The 13,123-nt window shown below is 67.7% G+C and carries 14 protein-coding genes; 7 read left to right on the top strand and 7 right to left on the bottom strand.

Annotated features, from left to right (window positions below; all coding sequences use genetic code 11):
* Positions 1 to 10 precede the first annotated feature (10 nt).
* Positions 11 to 226: a biotin/lipoyl-binding carrier protein gene (locus C5O27_RS09875; protein WP_005195222.1), complete on the bottom strand. Its 216-nt coding sequence runs from the start codon at positions 224 to 226 to the stop codon at positions 11 to 13.
* 153 nt (positions 227 to 379) lie between these two features.
* Between C5O27_RS09875 and C5O27_RS23210 the strand changes: the two genes are divergently transcribed.
* Positions 380 to 454 carry a 50S ribosomal protein bL37 gene (locus tag C5O27_RS23210; RefSeq protein ID WP_369758845.1) on the top strand — a complete coding sequence of 25 codons (75 nt, stop codon included), beginning with the start codon at positions 380 to 382 and terminating at the stop codon, positions 452 to 454.
* Positions 455 to 575: 121 nt separating this feature from the next.
* Here C5O27_RS23210 and rsrA read toward each other — a convergent pair whose 3' ends face one another.
* Positions 576 to 863: a mycothiol system anti-sigma-R factor gene (rsrA, locus tag C5O27_RS09870; RefSeq protein WP_006360099.1), complete on the bottom strand. Its 288-nt coding sequence runs from the start codon at positions 861 to 863 to the stop codon at positions 576 to 578.
* Complete coding sequence (locus C5O27_RS09865; protein ID WP_006360100.1) at positions 860 to 1,693, bottom strand: sigma-70 family RNA polymerase sigma factor; 834 nt, start codon at positions 1,691 to 1,693, stop codon at positions 860 to 862. The genes rsrA and C5O27_RS09865 overlap by 4 nt, the downstream gene beginning before the upstream one ends.
* 181 nt (positions 1,694 to 1,874) lie before the next feature.
* Here C5O27_RS09865 and ybaK point away from each other — a divergent pair, with 181 nt between their 5' ends.
* Together ybaK and C5O27_RS09855 are read left to right on the top strand one after the other, a co-directional pair.
* Complete coding sequence (gene ybaK / locus C5O27_RS09860; RefSeq protein WP_006360101.1) at positions 1,875 to 2,369, top strand: Cys-tRNA(Pro) deacylase; 495 nt, start codon at positions 1,875 to 1,877, stop codon at positions 2,367 to 2,369.
* A gap of 62 nt (positions 2,370 to 2,431) precedes the next feature.
* Positions 2,432 to 3,208 carry an SOS response-associated peptidase gene (locus C5O27_RS09855; RefSeq protein ID WP_127962611.1) on the top strand — a complete coding sequence of 259 codons (777 nt, stop codon included), beginning with the start codon at positions 2,432 to 2,434 and terminating at the stop codon, positions 3,206 to 3,208.
* Position 3,209: 1 nt separating this feature from the next.
* On the opposite strand, the gene C5O27_RS09850 is transcribed toward C5O27_RS09855, so the two are convergent.
* A complete protein-coding gene (locus tag C5O27_RS09850; RefSeq protein ID WP_040004315.1) occupies positions 3,210 to 4,238 on the bottom strand; it encodes a zinc-binding alcohol dehydrogenase family protein in 1,029 nt (342 codons plus the stop codon).
* 139 nt (positions 4,239 to 4,377) lie between these two features.
* On the opposite strand from C5O27_RS09850, the gene C5O27_RS09845 reads away from it, so the two are divergent.
* The 3 genes from C5O27_RS09845 to C5O27_RS09835 are packed head-to-tail and all read left to right on the top strand — an operon-like array spanning position 4,378 to position 6,808.
* A complete protein-coding gene (locus C5O27_RS09845) occupies positions 4,378 to 5,499 on the top strand; it encodes an ABC transporter permease (RefSeq protein ID WP_127962610.1) in 1,122 nt (373 codons plus the stop codon).
* Positions 5,496 to 6,176 (top strand): ABC transporter ATP-binding protein, encoded by a 681-nt coding sequence (locus tag C5O27_RS09840; RefSeq protein WP_006360106.1) that lies wholly within the window; start codon positions 5,496 to 5,498, stop codon positions 6,174 to 6,176. Before C5O27_RS09845 ends, C5O27_RS09840 begins: the two co-directional genes overlap by 4 nt.
* Positions 6,177 to 6,193: 17 nt before the next feature.
* Entirely contained in the window at positions 6,194 to 6,808 is a 615-nt protein-coding gene (locus tag C5O27_RS09835; RefSeq protein ID WP_006360107.1) for a TetR family transcriptional regulator, read from the top strand.
* Positions 6,809 to 6,818: 10 nt separating this feature from the next.
* On the opposite strand, the gene C5O27_RS09830 is transcribed toward C5O27_RS09835, so the two are convergent.
* A complete protein-coding gene (locus tag C5O27_RS09830) occupies positions 6,819 to 8,315 on the bottom strand; it encodes a flavin-containing monooxygenase (protein WP_127962609.1) in 1,497 nt (498 codons plus the stop codon).
* Between the two features lie 73 nt (positions 8,316 to 8,388).
* Positions 8,389 to 9,579, bottom strand: a complete 1,191-nt coding sequence (locus C5O27_RS09825) for an ATP-grasp domain-containing protein (protein WP_006360109.1) — start codon at positions 9,577 to 9,579, stop codon at positions 8,389 to 8,391.
* Positions 9,580 to 9,690: 111 nt separating this feature from the next.
* Here C5O27_RS09825 and C5O27_RS09820 point away from each other — a divergent pair, with 111 nt between their 5' ends.
* The gene (locus C5O27_RS09820; protein WP_035755101.1) at positions 9,691 to 10,932 is read left to right on the top strand and encodes an MFS transporter; all 1,242 of its coding nucleotides are present in this window, start codon (positions 9,691 to 9,693) and stop codon (positions 10,930 to 10,932) included.
* A gap of 46 nt (positions 10,933 to 10,978) precedes the next feature.
* On the opposite strand, the gene malQ is transcribed toward C5O27_RS09820, so the two are convergent.
* The gene (gene malQ, locus C5O27_RS09815) at positions 10,979 to 13,120 is read right to left on the bottom strand and encodes a 4-alpha-glucanotransferase (RefSeq protein ID WP_425269603.1); all 2,142 of its coding nucleotides are present in this window, start codon (positions 13,118 to 13,120) and stop codon (positions 10,979 to 10,981) included.
* Positions 13,121 to 13,123: the final 3 nt, after the last annotated feature.

Raw genomic sequence — 13,123 nt, 5'->3', positions numbered from 1 at the left:
GCGGCGCGGGTTATTCGAAGGTGGCGATGACGTCGCCGGCCTGGATGACGTCGCCCACCTTCACCTTCAGGTCGGCGATGGTGCCCGGTTCCTCGGCGAGAACGGGAATCTCCATCTTCATCGACTCCAGCAGCACGAGGGTGTCGCCGACCTCGATCTGCTGTCCGGGGGCGACCAGGACCTCGAGGACACTCGCGACGATCTCTGCCACCACGTCTTCAGCCATGCACATAAGTTAGCCCACGAGGTGACCGGCGACGACGGGTCGGGGCCGGGTCGGGACCGATCGCGACCGGTCGGTGGCCGGCCGGGTTTTGGCACGTGGGAGAATGCCTGAGACACTGTGATGTCCCCATCCGCCGGCAAAAGGAGATGCGTCATGGGAAAGCGCGGACGCAAGAAGCGCGCTCGTAAGAAGAACGCTGCCAACCACGGCAAGCGTCCGAACGCCTGATCTTCGCCTCACGGCGGGGTTCGGCGAACGAGCACCAAGAAAAACGCCCGGGTACGGCCATCATGGCCACCCGGGCTTTTTCATGTCGTCACCCCCGGATCAGCCGGGGGTGACGGGGGCTTCAGCGGTCGGTCTCGGCGACCTCTTGGACGATGACCGTCTTGCGGATCTCCACCCGCAGACGATCACGCAGGCCCTGCGGTGCCTGGTCGCCGCCGCACTTGCGGTTGACCAGCGCCTTCAGCTGCCGCTCGATGCCGTAGTGGGCAAGGCACGACGGGCAGGTGTCGAGGTGCCCCTGGAGCCGCATGCGGGCGTTCTCGTCGCATTCGTTGTCCAGCAGCAACCAGACGTCGGCGATGACGGCCGAGCAGTCGAGCTGGGTGACTTCCGGATCGATGTCGCTCATCGCGCCACCTCCGCACCCTTGGCCGTGGCAGATCTGTGGAAACCACGCTCCCGGGCGACGTCGGCCAGCAGCTCACGCAGCTGACGACGTCCTCGGTGAAGTCGGGACATGACGGTGCCGATGGGGGTGTCCATGATCTCGGCGATCTCCTTGTACGGCAGGCCTTCCACGTCGGCGTAGTACACGGCCATCCGGAAATCCTCCGGAAGCTCCTGCAGCGCGGCCTTGATCTCGTCGTCCGGAAGGGCGTCGAGGGCCTCGATCTCCGCCGAGCGCAGCCCCTGGGAGGTGTGTTCTGCGGTCGCCGCGAGCTGCCAGTCGGTGATCTCGTCGGTCGGGTACTGCGCGGGTTGGCGCTGTTTCTTGCGGTAGCCGTTGATGTAGGTGTTGGTCAGGATCCGGTAGAGCCACGCCTTGAGGTTGGTGCCCTCCCGGAACGACGCGAAAGCGGTGAACGCCTTGATGTAGGTCTCCTGGACCAGGTCCTCGGCATCGGCGGGATTGCGGGTCATCCGCAGGGCGGCACCGTACATCTGGTCGAGCAACGGCAATGCGTCGCGCTCGAACCGTTCGGTGAGCTCCTCGGGGGACTCGCTCGGGTCGGCGCGTCGGGGCGCACCCTTCTCGGCGGACACGTGCGCAGCGGTTCCGGTCGCGGTGGACTCCGTAACGGCTGCTTCGGTGTCGGCTGATTCGGCTTCGGCCACTACGATCCCTTCGATGAGAGGCGTCACTGGGACGTTGCCGGTCAAGCTTACCGACCCCGGCCCGGCCAGGAGGTGCGTCGCCTCCACGAGTACCGGTGGCTCGAGTACCGCCGTTGTGCTCATCTCGGTTCTACCTCCTCGCATGCGCTCCCGATCTTCGTGTCGCAACCAGTCACAACAGGTCGGGCCGGGCGGTTTGTTCCCGACGTGACCGGCACCCCTTTTCGTCACGGTGAACAGAGCGCTGGTCGAATACGCTCTCCAGGTCAGACACCGACACGTCCCACCAGGAGGCACCCCGACCATGGCGGCAACACCCGCGATCGCGGCCCTCGAACGCGCGAAGATCGCGCACACCGTCCACCGCTATGACCACGACCCGCGGTCGGAGTCCTTCGGCACCGAAGCAGTGGACGAGCTCGCCGACACCCTCGGCATCGTCGGTGAACAGGTCTTCAAGACGCTCGTCGTCGAACTGTCCGGTGGTAGCCGCCCCGGTCTCGCCGTCGCCGTGGTCCCGGTTCCCCGCAAGCTGTCGGTGAAGGCGGCCGCCGCCGCGCTCGGGGCGTCGAAGGCCCAGATGGCCGAGGCCAAGGCCGTCACCCGCAGCACCGGCTACGTCCTCGGCGGCGTCTCCCCCGTCGGCCAGCGCACCGCTCTGCCGACGGTCGTCGATTCCTCGGCGCTCGAGTTCGACCGGATTCTCTGCAGCGCGGGCAGGCGTGGACTGGAGATCGCACTGGCACCCGCAGACCTCGTCGCGGTGACGAAAGCAGTGGTCGCCGACATCGCGGTGTGAGGGTTCTTCTTCCCGCGAAAACATCTACTACAGGAGGTCAGGCGTAGGGCAGCATGGTGGCCATGTGCGGACGCTATGCGGTGACCACCGATCCGGCGAAGCTCGCGGCGGAGATCGACGCGGTCAACGAGGTACCCGAGCCGGCGAAGGAACCGGCCGATCCCGATGCCCTCGACCTCGACACCCCCGCACCTCGCGCACTGGGCCCCAACTACAACGTCGCGCCCACGACCACGGTGATGACCGTGGTCAAACGGCATTCGCCGGAGGATCCCGACGACGATCCGCTGCTGCGCATCCGCGCCATGCGCTGGGGGCTCGTGCCGCCGTGGAGCAAAGAGGTCGGCAAGGGGCCACTGTTGTTCAACGCCCGTGCCGAGACCGCCGCGGAGAAGAGTTCGTTCCGCGCGTCGGTGAAGTCCAAGCGGTGCCTGGTGCCGATGGACGGCTGGTACGAGTGGAAGAAAGGCCCGCTCGACAGCAGGGGCAAGCCCACCAAGATCCCGTTTTACATGTCCCCGCGGGACGGCACCCGGTTGTTCATGGCCGGGTTGTGGTCGGTGTGGCATGACAAGCACTCCGATCACGCCCCGCCGCTGCTGAGCTGCTCGATCCTGACCACCGATGCGGTCGGCAAACTGCGCGACGTCCACGACCGGATGCCGCTGATCATGCCGTACGACAACTGGGATGCCTGGCTCGATCCGGATCACCGGGCACCGGACGACCTGTCCGCGCCGCCGGCCGAATCGCTCGCCGAGGCGATCGACATCCGCGGGGTCGCGCCGCTGGTCAACCGCGTCGCCAACAACGGGCCGGAGCTGCTCAACCCGCTCTGACTCAGAGGTCGGCGACGAGAACCGCTGCCCCGTCGAACCGTCCGGCGGCCAGGTCGGCGAGCGCGCGGTCGGCCTGTGACATCGGGTACTCGTGCGTCGTCGCCCGGACGCCGTGCCGGGCGGCCAGCGTCAGGAACTCGGCGCCGTCGGCGCGGGTGTTGGCGGTGACCGAGCGGATCTCCTTCTCGTAGAACAGTTCCCGCTCGTAGTTGAGCGGCGGAACGTCGGTGAGGTGGATGCCGGCGATCGACAGGACGCCGCCGCGATCGAGCGCGCGCATCGCCACCGGCACCAGCTCGCCGACCGGGGCGAAGGTGATCGCGGCGTCGAGCGACACCGGCGGCGCATCGGTGGCATCGCCGACCGACGCCGCACCGAGGTCGGCGGCCAGGCGTCGGGACTGCTCGCCACGTGTGAGGACGTGCACCTCGATCCCGAGGGCGATCGCCAGTTGTGCGCAGAGGTGCGCACTCCCACCGAAACCGTAGAGCCCCAGCCGCTTCGGACGATCGGAGCCGGCTCCGAGGTCGTCGAGCAGGCCGGTCCGCCGTAGCGCGCGATAGCCGATGATCCCCGCGCACAACAGCGGCGCGATCGAGACGTCGTCGATGCCGGACGGCAGCGGATAGGCGAAGCCCGCGGGCACGGTCACCAGCTCGGCATACCCGCCGTCGACGTCCCATCCGGTGTACACCGATGCCGCACAGAGGTTCTCGGCACCGCGGACACAGCGATCACAGGTCCCGTCGGTGCGGTGCAGCCAGGCGACGCCGACGCGGTCACCGAGGGAGAAGCCGGCGGTGTCGCGACCGAGTTCGACGACCTCCCCGACGACCTCGTGTCCGGGCGTCACCTCTGCGCGGCGGACCGGCAGATCACCCTCGGCGACGTGGAGGTCCGTACGGCAGACACCGCAAGCACGAACCCGGACCAGCAGTTCGCCGGCCCCGGGCCGCGGTTCCGGTTTGTCGACGAGCCGTAGTGGTCGGGTGTCGATCGGCCCCGGCTCGGTCACCGCCCAAGCGCGCATGTACCTCAGGCTAAACCCGCCTGCACGGCGCGGCACGGTGTTGCGAATGACCGGTCTCACACCGAACGGAGTACACCTTCCCGACACAGTGTCGGTATCGTTGCCGACATGGTGTCGGTAAACATGCGAGGGCAGTGACGTGTTCCTTGCCCTTCGAGAACTCTCATTCGCACGCGGACGATTTGCCCTGATGGGGTCGGTGGTCGCGCTGATCGCCATCCTGATGGTACTGCTGAGCGGCCTGTCGGTGGGCCTGGTCAACGACGGCGTCTCCGGTTTGAAGAAACTGCCGGTGACCTCCTTCGCCTTCCAGAAGGACATCGCCACAGACTCCGCCTTCTCCCGCTCCCTGGTGCCGACGTCGGCGGTCGGGACATGGGCCGAGCAGCCGGGCGTCGAGGACGCCGCACCGTTCGGCAACACCCTGATCAACGGACGCACCAACACCGGCGTCGACATCGACCTCGCCCTCTTCGGCGTGGAACCGGGCAGCTTCGTCAGCCCCACCGCCTCCGAGGGCAAGTCGCTGTCGAACACCCCCGGTGAGCTCGTCATCAGCGAGACCGCTGCCGAGGACGGACTGTCGATCGGTGACACGGTCACCGTCGAGCCGCTCGGCACGCAGCTGCGGGTCGTCGGAATCCTCGACGGCCAGAGCACCTTCGGACACGTAGACGTCGCGTTCGTGCCGCTGAAGACGTGGCAGGAGATCCGCGCCGGCGCTCGTCCCGGTGAGCCCGTGCCGCCGCGCGTCTACGACGACATCACCGCCGTAGCGGTGAAGACCGACAGCTCGGTCGATCTGGCCGCCGGCGACGCCGCCGCCGACACCACCTCGCTGACTCTCGACGAATCCTTCGGCGCCTCACCGGGTTACACCGCCGAGACGTCAACCCTCACGTTGATCCAGGCCTTCCTCTACGCGATCTCGGCCTTGGTCGTCGGCGCGTTCTTCACGGTCTGGACGATCCAGCGCAGGCAGGAGATCGCCGTGATGCGCGCGATGGGCGCCTCGACCGGTTACCTTCTGCGCGACTCGCTGATGCAGTCGTTCATCCTGCTGCTCGTCTCTGCCGGCATCGGGATCGGCGTCGGCCTCGGTGCCGCCATCGGTTCCACCCCGATGCCCTTCGCCCTGGAGACCGGTTCGGTCGCCGCGGCCGGCGGGCTGCTGATCCTGTTCGGCATGATCGGCGCCGCCGTCGCGGTGCTCCGCATCACCCGGGTCGACCCCCTGACCGCCTTGGGAGGCAACCGATGACCGCGCTCGCACTCAACGACGTCAGTCTCGTCCACGGTGACGGGGAAGACGTGGTCACCGCACTCGACGCGGTGACCCTCGAGGTCGCCGCAGGCGAGTTCGTCGCCGTCGTCGGCCCGTCCGGTTCCGGCAAGTCCAGCCTGCTCGCGGTCGCGGGCGGTCTCATCACCCCGACGTCGGGGACGGTCACCGTCGGCGACGCCGACCTGGGAACCGCGCCGAAGCGCGAGCTGACCCGGATCCGTCGCGAACACATCGGATTCGTGTTCCAGAGCGGCAACCTGCTCGACGCGCTGACCGTCGAGGACCAGCTGCGTCTGCCACTCACGTTCGGTCGCGTCGCCGAGGCCCGCTCACCGGCCGAACTGCTCGCCGGTGTCGGTATGTCGCACAAGGCGAAGCGCCGCCCCCATCAGTTGTCGGGCGGTGAGCGGCAGCGCGTCGGCATCGCGCGAGCGCTGATGACCCGGCCGGATGTCCTCCTCGTCGACGAGCCCACCGCGGCCCTCGACCGGCGGCGCAGTCACGAGATCGTCGAACTGCTCGCTCGCGAGGCCCACGAACACGGCGTCGCGACGGTCATGGTGACCCATGACCAGGACGTTCTCCTACACTGTGACAAGGTGTACGAGATCGTCGACGGACATCTGAACGAAGGGTCTGCGGCGTCCGCATGAGCTGAGGAGGTGGGCGTTTGCCACGCATCGAGGCGCCCACCGTCGCCGAGCACCGACGTAAGCAGGAGCAGGCGATCCTGGACGGCGCGAAGGCCATCCTCGCGGAAACCGGTGAGGCACCGACCCTTGCCGCGGTCGGCAAGCGCGTGGGCCTCGCCCGCTCGAGCGTGTATCAGTACTACTCGTCCAGCGAGCAACTCGTGGCCGCGGTCCTGGCCGATCTCCTCCCCAGTTGGGATCGGTTCGTCCGCGATCGTGTCGGTGCCCAGACCGAACCGGGACAGCAGATCTGGGGATACATCTGTGCGAACGTCGAGCTGATCGTCGGGTCGGAACAGGCAGTGGCGAATGCGCTCGTCCGGATCGTCGATCCGAGCGTCCTGCAGGAGCCGATGCAACGGTTCCACCGGGAATTGCAGGAACCGCTCGTCGACGCCCTGATCGCGCACGGCGAACCGCGCCCGCTCGAGGTCGCGCAGCTGATCGACTCGATGATCGTCCAGGCGTGCAGGTCGTGGGGGGCCGAGCATTCCACGACCGCTACCGAGGATCCCACACGAGCCGAAGGCGCGGAGATCACTGCGATGATCCGCCGGCTGATCGGCGACTACCTGGGACTGACCGACCGCTGACTCGAGCCGCTCAGCGGAAGGCGTAGTCGCTCAACGGGAACGAGTCCATCTCCCGCAGGGTTCGCAGCGTGGAGGCCGGACGCAGGAGCGTCGCCTCGCCGTGCTGGTTGAAGTAGTAGCTGCGCGAGCCCACGCAGTTGCCGTTGTAGAAGACCGAGGACTGCAGACGGTCGGTCACCTCGTCGAGGAAGGCGTCGTTGGCGGGCTCGGTGACCTCGAAGGTGTCCTGCCCGCGGCGTCGGAGTTCACCGAAGAGCCGGGTGATGTGCTTCATCTGCCCCTCGATCGTGGTGAAGTACGACAAGCCGCTGTACGAGTACGGACTGTTGAGCGAGATGAAGTTGGGGAACGTCGGCAGGGTGACACCCTCGTAGGCCTGGAATCTGCCCTCTCGCCAGAACTTTCCGAGGTTGCGCCCCTCACGCCCGACGATGTCGAAGGCCGGGAAGTTCACGTCCCACAGGTTGAATCCCGTTGCCAGTACGAGGGTGTCGATCTCGGTCTTCGTGCCGTCGCCGGCCAGGATCCCGTCGGCCTCGAGGCGGGCGATGCCGCTGGTCTGCAGCATCACGTTCGGCTTGGTGAAGCTGGCGAAGTACGTGTTGGAGAAGGTCGGCCGCTTGCAGCCGAAGTCGTAGTCGGGTGTCAGCTTCCGACGCAATTCCGGGTCGGAGACCTGGGACCGCAGGTGCGCCTTGGCCAGCCGGGCCGCCAACTTGTTGCCGGGCTTGAGCTGCTTGAAATGCAGGACGCCGGAGACCATCAGCAGCTCCAGCAGTGAGGTGTTGACCAGGCGAGCCACTTTCTGCGTCAACGGGATTCGCCGGAACAGCTGCTGCACCGCGGACGGGATCGCGAAGTCGATCTTGGGCACCACCCAGATCGGCGTCCGCTGGAAGACGGTGAGCGCATCGACACGCTCGGCCACCTCCGGGATCAGCTGGACTGCCGTCGCACCGGTTCCGATGACCGCGACCTTCTTGCCGGTGAAATCGAAGCCGTCCTCCCACGCCGCGGTGTGCAGGATCGTCCCCTGGAAGTTCTTGATCCCCGGGAAGTCCGGGACGTGAGGCTGGGAGAGGAAGCCGGTCGCGGTGACGAGGTAGCGGGCGGTGCGCTCCGTTCCGTCACCGGTCCGCACCCGCCACCGCCGCGCGTCGTCGTCCCACTCGGCGGAGTCGACGGTCGTCCCGAACTCCATGTGCCGTTTGAGGTCGTACTTGTCCGCGACATGGTGCGCGTAGCGCTTGAGCTCGGGACCGGGCGCGAACAGACGCGACCAGTTCGGGTTGGGCTCGAAGGAATACGAGTAGGTGACCGAGGCGATGTCGACGGCGAGACCCGGGTAGTGATTGACATGCCAGGTCCCGCCGAGGTCGTCCTCGCGCTCGAGGATCGCGATGTCGTCGATGCCCAGGCGTTTGAAGGCGATCGCGGCACCCATTCCGCCGAAGCCGGCGCCGACGATCAGCACGTCGTGGGCAGGCGCGTCGTGTGCAGGTTGCATGAGAGACCCCAATAACTGTAACCGACAGTTACTGTAACTTAGCACACACCGCCGTCGTGTGTATCGGACCTGGTCAGGCGATCGTGGTGCCGTCCCAGAGCACATCGAAGAACTGTGTCGCCATCAGTTCCTCGCGCTTGTTCCGGTCGAGTCCGAGTTCCTTGCGATAGGCCAGGATGTGCTGCAGCGAGAGGGCCGAGTAGATCAGCGGCAGGTGGTCGCCCGGCTGGTCGTACACGCCGCCCGCTCCCTTGGCCACGGCGAGATTCCGGCGCAGATGAGAAGGGTGCTTGAGCGCATCACGCAGTACCGCGGCCTTGATCATCTTCTTGCGGCCCGCGGGGACGACGACGAGGTCACCCGGATCGAACAAGGCGGCGTCGAACTCCTCGGCGCTCGCGACCGTGCACCCCGCTGTCGGTCGGGGATTGCACTCGACCATGTGGTGGACGCCGTCGTCGGTGACGAGGTAGTCGAAGCTGATCTGCCCGTGCCAGTTCAGTTCTCGCGCAATGGTCTGCGCTGCGGCGAGCGATTCCGGCGAGTCGACGGATTGGAAGACGATGCCGCCGCGGTCGTCGATCGCGAGGGGGTGCTCGTAGCAGGAGTGCAGCACGATCTCGCCGTGATGGGCGACACTCCAGCTGCACCGGTCGGCGCCCGTGAGGTACTCCTGGACGAGCCAGGGATCGGCGGGGGTCGGGCTGACGTCGTCGATCGACGATTCCCCCGCCAGCGGCCCGGTGTTGGTGAGGACGTCGAGCCCGCCGCGACCGAAGGCCGCCCGGGCGAACCAGTGCGGCCACTTCTCGGTGGCCTCGCGCAGCTCGTCGCGGCTCGTCGTGGTCACCGATTCCGCGGCCGGGAGTCCGAGTTCGCGGCAGAGGGCGGTGAACCCGACCTTGTCGTGGACGCGGGCGAGGGTCTCGAAATCGGGGAAGAACAACTCGACGTCGGGGTGTGCGGCGGAGATGCGGTCGCGGTGTCTGGCGAGGTAGAAGACCTCCTCGAACATCGGGAGCAGCCAGGTGATGCCGTGCTCGCCGATCGCATCGATCACCGCGTCGACGAAGGCGGTGGTCTGCTGGGTGGGTGCGGGGAACACGAGATGGCGTCGCGCGCCGCGGGAGTGACTTCCCGGCGCCGCTCGGAAGGTGTCCGCGGCGGTGACGTCCCGCCCGGTCTCCCCGAGCTTGTGGATCTCGTCGACGGCGAACGGCATCCGGGATGTGGTCACGAGGATGTGCGGTTCAGAGGCCTGCATGGCAGGGACGATAGGCGACGCGACGGCACCCGGCCCGTGATGACGGACAGATGACGAGGATCTGTTACCGGTGAGCGCCCCGATCCGGTCCGGCGGTAGTTTGGCAGTCTCATGACTGATCGATCCGGCACCCCGTCATCCCGTTCCGGCCGAGGTGCATCGGCATCGGCCGCGCCTCGTTCGACCACCCCCTCCTTCGTGGCGGCGGTCTACGCCTTCGCCGTCGTCATGCTCGGGACGACGCTGCCGACACCGCTCTATTCGCTCTACGGGGAGAAGCTCGGCTTCGGTGTCGCCACGACGACGGTCGTCTTCGGGGTGTACGCGGTCGGTGTCATCGCCGCATTGATCGGTTTCGGCCGCTGGTCCGATGTGATCGGGCGGCGCAAGCTGCTCATCGCCGGCGCCCTGCTGTCAGTGGCCAGCGCCGTGGTCTTCCTCACCGCCGGACCGGTCTGGCAGCTGCTGGTGGGCAGGGTGCTGTCCGGGTTGTCGGCGGGGATCTACGCCGGCGCCGCGACGACCGCGGTCATCGAACTGGCACCGCCGTCGTGGCGGGGCCGGGGGCCCGCCGTCGCGACCGCGGCCAACATCGGCGGACTCGGGATGGGACCGCTCATCGCCGGCCTGATCGCCGAGTATGCGCCCAATCCCCTGCACACCCCGTTCTTCCTCGACCTCGCCCTCTTGGCTCTCGCCTTCGCCGGCATCTGGCGACTGCAGGAGACGGTCGACGTCAAACCCGGTGCCCGTCTTGGTGTTCAGCGGCTCTCCGTACCGGCCGACGTACGCGGCGTGTTCGTCCGCGCGTCGATCGCCGCGTTCGCCGGCTTCGCGGTCATGGGGACGTTCACCGGCGTCATGCCCTCGTTCGTCACTCAGATACTGGGCATCGACGACCGCGCGTTCACCGGTTTCCTCGTCTTCGTGCTGTTCGCTTCCTCGGCGGTCACGCAGATCGTGGTGCGGCGCATGCCCACCGAGTCCGCGCTGATCGCCGGTTGCGCGATCCTGATCGGCGGCACCTGCCTGTCGATCGTCGGCCTGGTCGCCACGTCGACCGCCGCTCTGCTGGGTGGCGCGGTGGTGTGCGGTGTGGGGCAGGGCATGTCGTTCAGCAAGGGGCTGGCGTCGGTGGTCGCGGCCAGCCCGGCCGATCGACGCGCCGAGGTCACCTCAACCTATTTCGTGGTCGCCTACGTCGCGATCTCACTGCCCATCGTCGGGCAGGGTGTGGCCGCACAGCAGTGGGGACTGAGGCCGGCCGGCATCGCCTTCAACATCGGCGTCGCGGTTCTCGCGCTGGTGGCGTTGATACTCACCATCATCGCCGTCAGGCGCCTCGGCGACTGACCATCATCGCCGTCAGGCGCCTCGGCGACTGACCATCGATATACCGTCAGGCGCCCGGGACCCCGTACTCGTTGAGTGTGTTCACCAGCTGACGGAAGCGCACGCTGCTGACGAGGTCCTCCACCAGCACCACCTCACCGTCGGCGTTGGCGAGCGGGATGCACCAGTTCGGGTACTGCTCCGCACTCGTACCGGGCTGGTTCTGAATCCGCCGCTCCCCCACCGCGTCCACGAGTGCGACGCTCAGCAGCACCGACGGTGTGTGCGCGATGACGGCGTAGAGGGCGTCGACGACCTTCGGGTCCGACAGCGGGGTGTCCCGCGACAGCAGGCCGCGCTCGTAGGCGAGTTCGAGGACGGCGTCGCGTTCGCGTTCGTTGCGGTCCCGTTCGGCCTCCTCCCCGGTCTCGAGCAGCCCCAGCCGTGCCCGCAGTGCGATGTGGTCACCGGCCAGGTAACCCGTCGTCGGCGGGAGGTCGTGGGTCGTCACCGACGTCAGGCACAGTTCGCGGTAGCGTTCCGGCGCGATTGCCGCCTTGCGGTCCTGCTCGAACCACAGGATCGACGTGCCCAGGATTCCGCGCCCGCGCAAGGTGTCCTGCACCGTCGGCTCGAAGACTCCGAGGTCCTCGCCGACGACCACCGCATCGGCGCGCTGGGCCTCGAGGGCCAGGATGCCGATCAGTGCCTCGCTGTCGTAGTGCACGTAGGTGCCGCCGGCCGGTCCCATGCCGTCGGGGATCCACCACAGCCGGAACAGTCCCAGGATGTGGTCGACGCGGACGCCGCCGGCGTGACGCAGCACGGTGCGGATCATGTCGCGGTAGGGCTCGTAACCGGCCTCGGCCAGACGGCGGGGATGCCAGGGCGGCTGATCCCAGCCCTGCCCCTGCTGGTTGAAGCCGTCCGGCGGTGCGCCCACGGTCGCCCCGGAGGCGAGCACATGGCCGAGTGCCCAGGCGTCGGCGCTGTGCCGGCCGACCCCCACCGCGAGGTCGGCCATCACGCCGATGGACATTCCCGCGGACTTCGCGGCATGTGCCGCGGTGGCGAGCTGCTCGTCGCAGATCCACTGCAGCCAGATGTGGAAGTCGATGCGCCGCGCCAGTTTCCGGCGCTTCTTCTTCAGGTGTGCCGGATCGAGGAACTTGTCCTGCCAGCGGGGATCGTCGGCGTCGTAGCGCTCGGCCAGTGCGCACCACGTGGCGAATCGTTTGAGGCCTTTGCCCTCCCGCTGCCGGAACTCGCGCAGGGCGGTTTTGCGCCGGGGGCTCAGCGGCACGTCGTAGATCAGTTCGAGTGCTTCCAGCTTGGCCCGGTAGGACTTGTTGCGCCGGATCTTGTCGGTGGCGGTGTTCTCGCCCAAGAACCCGCGGGCGAGCTTGTTCAACCACTTGCGCTGGGCCTTCGGCAATCCGTCGAGTTCAGGGATGTCGGTGACCCGGATGTAGATCGGGTTGAGGAAGCGGCGTGTGACCGGCAGGTACGGCGAGGCCTCGACCGGGGGGTCCGGTTGCGCCGCGTGCAACGGGTTGACCTGCACGAAATCGGCGCCGTACGCGCTACCCGCGACCTCGCAGATGCCCGCCAGATCGGCGAAGTCGCCGACGCCCCACGAGTCCGCCGAACGGATCGAGTAGAGCTGTACGGCCAGGCCCCACCGCTGCCGCCCGAGCAGCCGGTCTGCGGTGTGCAGCCGGCGCGGGGTGACGATCAGCGGTGCACTCGACGCCGTCGAGTCGTCGAGGTCGAGGGCCTTGATCCGGTGGTATCCGGGTTCGAGGTCGTCGGGGATCGCGAAGGTCGCCCGCCCGACGAGCGCGCCGTCGATCTCGCGCGGGTCCACCCACACGTCGAGTTGTTCCGGCGCGACGTCGCGGCCGTCCTCGGTGGCGATCCACACCTTCACCAGGTTTCCGTGCGGGACGTGGATCCAGAACGTGTCGCCGCCGCCCTCGGTGACCACCGTGACCGCCGGGACGAACTCGCGCCACGGCCGCTCGTCGACCGCGCGGATCGACTCCTCGATCGCCTCGGGTGAGTCCGCAGGGACGTCGAGGGCGGTGAGGACGGCGACCAGCGTCTCCGTACTCACCTCGTGGGTCTCTTGGTCCCAGCCCACATAGCTGGTGGCCACACCGTGACGATGCGCCAGTTCGGTCAATCTCTCCGGGATCACGTCAGCCACCTC

This window comes from Gordonia alkanivorans, from assembly GCF_004011905.1.
GTDB classification, from domain to species: domain Bacteria; phylum Actinomycetota; class Actinomycetes; order Mycobacteriales; family Mycobacteriaceae; genus Gordonia; species Gordonia alkanivorans.
The sequence above is the reverse complement of the archived record's forward strand: the minus strand, read 5'-3'. Positions and strand labels throughout refer to the sequence as shown.

Bases quoted from the DNA above. Each gene is read 5' to 3' on its own strand.
- C5O27_RS09875 (WP_005195222.1), bottom strand. From the start codon at position 226: ATGGCTGAAGACGTGGTGGCAGAGATCGTCGCGAGTGTCCTCGAGGTC.
- rsrA (WP_006360099.1), bottom strand. From the start codon at position 863: ATGAGCGACATCGATCCGGAAGTCACCCAGCTCGACTGCTCGGCCGTC.
- C5O27_RS09865 (WP_006360100.1), bottom strand. From the start codon at position 1,693: ATGAGCACAACGGCGGTACTCGAGCCACCGGTACTCGTGGAGGCGACG.
- ybaK (WP_006360101.1), top strand. From the start codon at position 1,875: ATGGCGGCAACACCCGCGATCGCGGCCCTCGAACGCGCGAAGATCGCG.
- C5O27_RS09855 (WP_127962611.1), top strand. From the start codon at position 2,432: ATGTGCGGACGCTATGCGGTGACCACCGATCCGGCGAAGCTCGCGGCG.
- C5O27_RS09850 (WP_040004315.1), bottom strand. From the start codon at position 4,238: ATGCGCGCTTGGGCGGTGACCGAGCCGGGGCCGATCGACACCCGACCA.
- C5O27_RS09840 (WP_006360106.1), top strand. From the start codon at position 5,496: ATGACCGCGCTCGCACTCAACGACGTCAGTCTCGTCCACGGTGACGGG.
- C5O27_RS09830 (WP_127962609.1), bottom strand. From the start codon at position 8,315: ATGCAACCTGCACACGACGCGCCTGCCCACGACGTGCTGATCGTCGGC.
- C5O27_RS09825 (WP_006360109.1), bottom strand. From the start codon at position 9,579: ATGCAGGCCTCTGAACCGCACATCCTCGTGACCACATCCCGGATGCCG.
- C5O27_RS09820 (WP_035755101.1), top strand. From the start codon at position 9,691: ATGACTGATCGATCCGGCACCCCGTCATCCCGTTCCGGCCGAGGTGCA.